Source organism: Nocardioides sp., assembly GCF_030655615.1.
Lineage (GTDB): Bacteria > Actinomycetota > Actinomycetes > Propionibacteriales > Nocardioidaceae > Nocardioides.
Map to the genome: position 1 here is coordinate 1 of NZ_JAURVJ010000079.1, position 5710 is coordinate 5710.

Sequence of the window (5710 nt, forward strand, 5' to 3'; positions counted from 1 at the left end):
TCCTCGAGCTCGCGCGCGTCGCGGCCGCCGCCGCTGCCGATCTCGAGGACCCGCGAGCCGGGCACCACCCGCGAGGCGAGGTCGTCGAGCCGCGCCCTGACCCGGTCGGAGACCGGCGCCGACGCCTCGCCGTAGTCGGCGGCCTGGCGGTCGTAGGCGGCGACGGTGAGCTGGCGGCGTACGTCCCAGGCGTGGTGGACCACGTCGTGCAGGTGGTAGCGGGCGATGCTGTCGACGGTGAAGGCGCTGCCGTCGCTGCGGAAGCCGGTGCGGCCGAGGGCGTCGGGCGGTACGCCGTCGTAGAGCGCCGCGACGACGTCGGCCGCTGCGACCAGCGCGGGGGCGACCTCGGCCGGGTCGGCCCGGTCGTAGTGCTGCTCGACCGCCGTGACGTCCTGGTCCCAGTTGGCGAAGGCGGGTCCGTCCTCGGTGAGCATCAGGCCGACGCGCACGGCGAAGATGGTGTGCACGTCGCGGACGTGGCAGGCGTACTCGGTCGGCGACCACGTGCCCGGCTCCGGCCGCTGCGTGGGCGCCGGTCCGGCCAGGACCACCGGCCAGAGCGCAGCGTTGGCGCGGATCTCGTCGCCGACCCGGGTGACGTCGACGTCGGCGGCCACGAAGCCGCACTCGGGGCAGGGCACGGTGAGGACCCAGGTCCAGTCCTTGGTGTCGGGCTCGATCACCCCTGGAGTCTGCCGACCGGCGGGGCGGTCGTCGCGCGGGATCCGGACAACGTCCGTCAGGATGCTGCCGTGTCCGTGCGCAACGCCGTCGTCGGCGACCTCCCGACCATCAAGGCGATCTATGACGAGCAGGTCGTCAGCGGCATCGCCACCTTCGACACGACGGCCCCTCCGATCGACTACTGGGAGGAGAAGCTCAGCTCCGCCCACCACGTCCTCGTCGCCGTCGACGGGTCGACCGTGCTCGGCTACGCCTACTCGTCGGTCTTCCGGCCGCGGGCGGCCTACGACACCACGCGCGAGGTCTCGGTCTACCTCGACGCGGGCGCCCGGGGCCGGGGCGTCGGGCGCGGGCTGTACGACGAGCTGCTGGCCCGGCTGCGGGCCGACGGCGTCCACACGGCGCTGGCCGTCGTCGCGCTGCCCAACCCCGCGAGCGAGGGGCTGCACCGGGCGTGCGGCTTCGAGCGCGTCGGGGTGCTGCCCGAGGTCGGGCACAAGCTGGGTCGGTGGGTCGACACGGCGTTCTATGCGTTGGTGCTCGGCGACGGTTGAGGTCGGTGACGGTTGAGGTCGGTGACGTGGCTTCGAGGCTCGTCGCTGGCGCTCCTCGCACCTCAGCCGACGTCGCCGCCGGCTGAGGTGCGAGCGGAGCGGGCCTCGAAGCCTCAGGCGGCGAGCGGGGCGGTGCCGAAGGCGACGTCGAAGCGGTCGCACCAGATCACGGCGGTGGTGAGGTCGTCGAGGTCGACGTCGTCGGGGATGGCGTAGTTGTGGTTGCCGTGGGTGGCCTTGAGATCCCCGAGCTCGACGTAGCGGCCGTCGTCGTAGGACCCCCAGGAGCCGCCGCTCGGGGCGTCGGACAGGGCGACGTGGAGGTCGGGGCCGTCGGAGGTCGCGAGGCCCTCGACCCTCAGGTAGCGGTCGCCGCCGGCCGTCTCGACGACGAAGGCGGTGCCGCTCGTCTCGTGCTCCGCGTCCTCGAAGGCACCTTCGGCCACGATCCGGAGCCGCGACTCCGCCGGCGTGACCGGCGCGGGCTCGGTCGACGTCGAGGTGGATGCGGAGGTGGGCGTGGAGGTCGGTACGTCGGCGACGTCGCGCACCGACACGTCCTCACCGGTGGCACCGGGGACGGCCTCGTCGAGGGTGCTCGAGGTCCACAGCCGCCACGGCTCGAACGCCCACAGGGCGACCGACACGACGACGACGGCGACCGCGCCGAGGACCCACTTGACCATGCCCGTCACCGTAACGCCGGCGGTGGGGCTCAGGTGAGGAGAAGTGTGTCGAGGCGCTTACGGACGACGAGCAGGCCGACCACACCCATCACCATCAGGTAGACGACCGACACGAGCGAGTCGAGGGTGACGGTGCCGGTGGTGAGCTCGCGGCACAGGACGACCCCGCGATAGAGCGGGGTGCACTCGACGACCCAGCGCAGCCAGCCGTCGAACGCGGTCACCGGGAAGAACGTCGCCGAGAAGAGGAACAGCGGCGTCTGGACGAGGGTGACCTTCTCGAAGTCCTGCCACGACGTGAACCACGTGGTGCAGGCCATCGCGACCGCGCTGAACGCGAACCCGATGAGCAGGGCGGCGGGCAGCGCGAGCACCGCCCACCAGGTGTGGATGTAGCCCAGCAGCAGCATGACCACGAGGAACGCCGCCGAGTAGGACCCGCCGCGCAGCTGGCCCCAGATCACCTCGCCGCGAGCGACGTCGGCGGTGCCGACCGGGGTGGCGAGGACCGAGTCGTAGAGGCGGAGGTGCTTGAGCTTGAAGAAGAAGTTGAAGCACGAGTCCATCAGGGCGCCGTTGAACGCCGACGCGGCCAGCATGCCCGGGGCGACGAACTCGGCGTAGGGGATCGTCTGCCCGTTGAACTCGAAGGTGTCGATGAGCTGGCCGACGCCGATGCCGATCGAGAGCAGGTAGAAGACCGGCTCGAGGAAGCCGGTGATGAAGAGCTTCCACGCCGAGCGGTAGGTGATGATGTTGCGCTCGACGAGCAGCCACGTGGCCTGGACCGACGTCAGCGGCAGGGGGATGCCGGCCGGGATGCTCATGACTGCATCCGCTTCTCGAGGCCGCTCACGGCCCACCAGCCGCCGAGCACGGCGACGGCCAGGAGCACGGCGAGGTTGATCGCTGCCGTGCTGAGGTCGACGGTGTCGAGGCTGAGCATCCGCGACAGGTTGACGCCGTGCCACAGCGGCGTGAGCTGGGCGACCCGCTCGCCCACCGCGCCGAGGTTGGCCACCGGGAAGAACGCGCCGCTGAACAGGAAGAGCGGGAAGATCGCCAGCCGGAACACGACGCCGAACGCGGCGTCGGTCTCGATGCGGCACGCGTAGCCGTACATCAGGGTCGCGAAGGTGAGGCCGGTCAGGCTCTGCGCGGCCAGCGCGGCGAAGGGTCCCCACCAGCTGCCGTAGACGCCGAACGGCGCCACGACGAGGTCGAAGATGGCGCACACCGCGGTGACCCGCGCCCACACGAAGAACAGGTGGGCGAACGCCACCTGGCGCACGGCGATCGGGGTGGCGACCATCGAGTCGTAGACGCGGTTCCACTTGAAGTTGCTGAAGACCGGCCACGAGGTGTCGGCCACCGCGGTCTGCATGGCGTGGCCGGCGACCAGGCCCGGCACGATGAAGGAGAGGTAGTCGGGCGCCCCCTCGAGCCGGGCGCGGTCGCTGGCGATGAACCCGCCGAGCAGCACCCCCATCGCGACGACGTAGAAGATCGGGGCCAGGAACGCCGAGACGACCGACCCGCGCCAGGTGCGGAGCGAGACGGTGAGCCAGTAGGGCGCCATCCGGCGTACGGCGGTGACCGTCGAGAGCCGACCCGACGGGTGCGGGGCGGGCCGGGTGCGCTGGGCGGGCTGGGTGGGCTGGGTGGTGGCCATCAGTCGACCAGGGTCCGGCCGGTGAGGCGGAGGAACACGTCCTCGAGGGTGCTGCGGCGCACCAGGGTGGCGACCGGCCGCAGCCCGCGGTCGTGGACGGCCTCGAGGACCTCGTCGCCGTCGGCGCTGTAGACGAGCAGCCGGTCGGGCAGCACCTCGACGCGGTCGCCGAGGTCGGCGACGTCGGCGGCGTGGGTCTCGTGCGGGTTGGCGCCGGCCCCGTCGGCCCCGTCGGCCCCGACGTCGCCGAGGCCGAACCGCAGCTCGGCGACCTCGCGCGAGGAGTGCTCGCGGATGAGGGCGGCGGGCGAGCCCTCGGCGGCGACCACGCCCTTGTCCATGACGACGAGGCGGTCGCACAGCTGCTCGGCCTCGTCCATGTAGTGGGTCGTGATGACGAGGGTGACGCCCTGCTGCTTGAGCCGGAACAGCTGGTCCCACAGCACGTGGCGCGCCTGCGGGTCGAGCCCGGTGGTGGGCTCGTCGAGGAGCAGCAGGTCGGGCCGGTTGACCAGGCTGCGGGCGATGGTGAGCCGGCGCTTCATGCCGCCGGAGAGGTCGTCGACCTTGGCCTTGGCCTTCTCGGTGAGGTTGACCAGCTCGAGCAGCTCGTCGGCCCGGGCACGCGCGTCGGCGCGGCCGATGCCGAAGTAGCGGGCGTAGATGACCAGGTTGTCGCGGACGTTGAGCTCGCTGTCGAGGGTGTCCTCCTGCGGGCAGACGCCGAGCCGCGCCCGGATCGCCGGGCCGTCGGTCTCGGGGTCGCGACCCAAGATGCGCAGCTCGCCCGCGGTCACGGGCGACACCGCCGCGATCATCCGCATCGTCGAGGACTTGCCGGCCCCGTTGGGCCCGAGGAACCCGAACGCCTCGCCGCGGCGTACGTCGAGGTCGATGCCCTTGACCGCCTCGAACGCGCTCTCGCCGGTGCCGAACGACTTGCGCAGCCCACGGGCCCAGATCATCGGCTCGGCCGTCGACGCGATCTCTGACTCGGTCACGGGGGGAGGTTAACGGCAGGCACGGACAGGTTCGACGGGGTTACGGTCGCCGACATGGCGACGGTGCTGGTCGAGGGCGAGAGCGACCGTCGCGCGGTGGAGGTGCTGGCGCGACGTCTGGGCGCCGTGCCGGTCGACGTGGAGGTGATGAACGGGATCACCAACCTGCGCAAGCACCTCGCTGCCGGCGACGGGCCGGTGCTGCTGCTGCACGACCTCGCCGAGACCGCCTACGTCGACCGCGTGCTGGCCGCGACCGGCGCCGACGTCGCCCGGTTCGTCTGCGACGCCGACCTGGAGGACGAGCTCATCCGGGCCGTCGGGGTCGAGGGGATGCTCGCCGTGATCGACGCGCAGGGCGAGCGGGCGGCGTACGAGCGGATGGCGCAGCAGCCCGCCCAGCGCGACCGGACCGACCACCAGCGGCTCCGGCGCTGGCTCGGCGCCCGGTCGGGCCACAAGATCAGCTATGCCGGCTTCCTCGCCGAGGCCGTGCCGCTCGACGACGTGCCGGGTCCGTTGCGCGGGCTGGTGGGAGATTTGGCGCAGGAGGTGGAGAATCCCCGCTGACCCGGTGGTGCTCCTCCTTCTGTCACGAACCTTTGACACAGAAGGCGGAGAAACCCCGCTGCGGCGGTGAATCTCCACCTTCCGGCACGAATCTCCCACCAGACCTCAGGACCAGGCCGCGACCTGGGCCCGGGTGGGGTGCCACGGGTCGACGCGGAGGCGCAGCCCGGCCTCGGCGGGGGTGCGGTTGCCCTTGCGCTCGTTGCACGGCCCGCAGGCGGCGACCGTGTTGAGCCACGTCCACGCACCGCCGCGCGAGCGCGGGAGCAGGTGGTCGATGGTCTCGGCGCGGGTGCCGCAGTAGGCGCACCGGTGGCGGTCGCGGGCCAGGACGCCCTGGCGCGTGTAGCCGGCCGGGCGGTAGAGCCACTTGGTCGCGACGTAGCGGACCAGCCGCAGCGCCCGCGGCCACTGGTAGGGCCCGATCATCCGCTCGGGGTGGGCCTCGTGGACGACCGCGACCTCACGCACCAGCATCTTGACCGCGTGCTTGAAGCTGACCCGGCCGAGGGGCTCGAAGGACGCGTTGAAGAGCAGCAC

General features: G+C 72.0%; 8 protein-coding genes. 2 read left to right on the top strand and 6 right to left on the bottom strand.

Annotated features, from left to right (window positions below):
- A partial coding sequence (locus tag Q7T52_RS06595; protein ID WP_370692302.1) for a DinB family protein occupies nucleotides 1–686 on the bottom strand: 686 nt, incomplete at its 3' end.
- A 69-nt stretch (nucleotides 687–755) separates the two neighbouring features.
- On the opposite strand from Q7T52_RS06595, the gene Q7T52_RS06600 reads away from it, so the two are divergent.
- Complete coding sequence (locus Q7T52_RS06600; protein ID WP_304800622.1) at nucleotides 756–1241, top strand: GNAT family N-acetyltransferase; 486 nt, start codon at nucleotides 756–758, stop codon at nucleotides 1239–1241.
- A gap of 113 nt (nucleotides 1242–1354) precedes the next feature.
- Here Q7T52_RS06600 and Q7T52_RS06605 read toward each other — a convergent pair whose 3' ends face one another.
- Genes Q7T52_RS06605 through Q7T52_RS06620 form a run of 4 tightly spaced genes read right to left on the bottom strand, consistent with a single transcriptional unit; the run spans nucleotide 1355 to nucleotide 4564 of the window.
- A complete protein-coding gene (locus Q7T52_RS06605) occupies nucleotides 1355–1927 on the bottom strand; it encodes a DM13 domain-containing protein (RefSeq protein ID WP_304800624.1) in 573 nt (190 codons plus the stop codon).
- A gap of 29 nt (nucleotides 1928–1956) precedes the next feature.
- Nucleotides 1957–2754, bottom strand: coding sequence for an ABC transporter permease (locus Q7T52_RS06610; RefSeq protein WP_304800625.1), 798 nt, complete (start codon nucleotides 2752–2754; stop codon nucleotides 1957–1959).
- Entirely contained in the window at nucleotides 2751–3599 is an 849-nt protein-coding gene (locus Q7T52_RS06615; RefSeq protein WP_304800627.1) for an ABC transporter permease, read from the bottom strand. The genes Q7T52_RS06610 and Q7T52_RS06615 overlap by 4 nt, the downstream gene beginning before the upstream one ends.
- The gene (locus Q7T52_RS06620) at nucleotides 3599–4564 is read right to left on the bottom strand and encodes an ABC transporter ATP-binding protein (protein WP_304800633.1); all 966 of its coding nucleotides are present in this window, start codon (nucleotides 4562–4564) and stop codon (nucleotides 3599–3601) included. The genes Q7T52_RS06615 and Q7T52_RS06620 overlap by 1 nt, the downstream gene beginning before the upstream one ends.
- Nucleotides 4565–4654: 90 nt before the next feature.
- On the opposite strand from Q7T52_RS06620, the gene Q7T52_RS06625 reads away from it, so the two are divergent.
- Complete coding sequence (locus Q7T52_RS06625; protein WP_304800629.1) at nucleotides 4655–5170, top strand: hypothetical protein; 516 nt, start codon at nucleotides 4655–4657, stop codon at nucleotides 5168–5170.
- A gap of 105 nt (nucleotides 5171–5275) precedes the next feature.
- Here Q7T52_RS06625 and Q7T52_RS06630 read toward each other — a convergent pair.
- Nucleotides 5276–5710 (bottom strand): HNH endonuclease (locus tag Q7T52_RS06630; protein WP_304800631.1); only part of this gene is annotated, 435 nt, incomplete at its 5' end.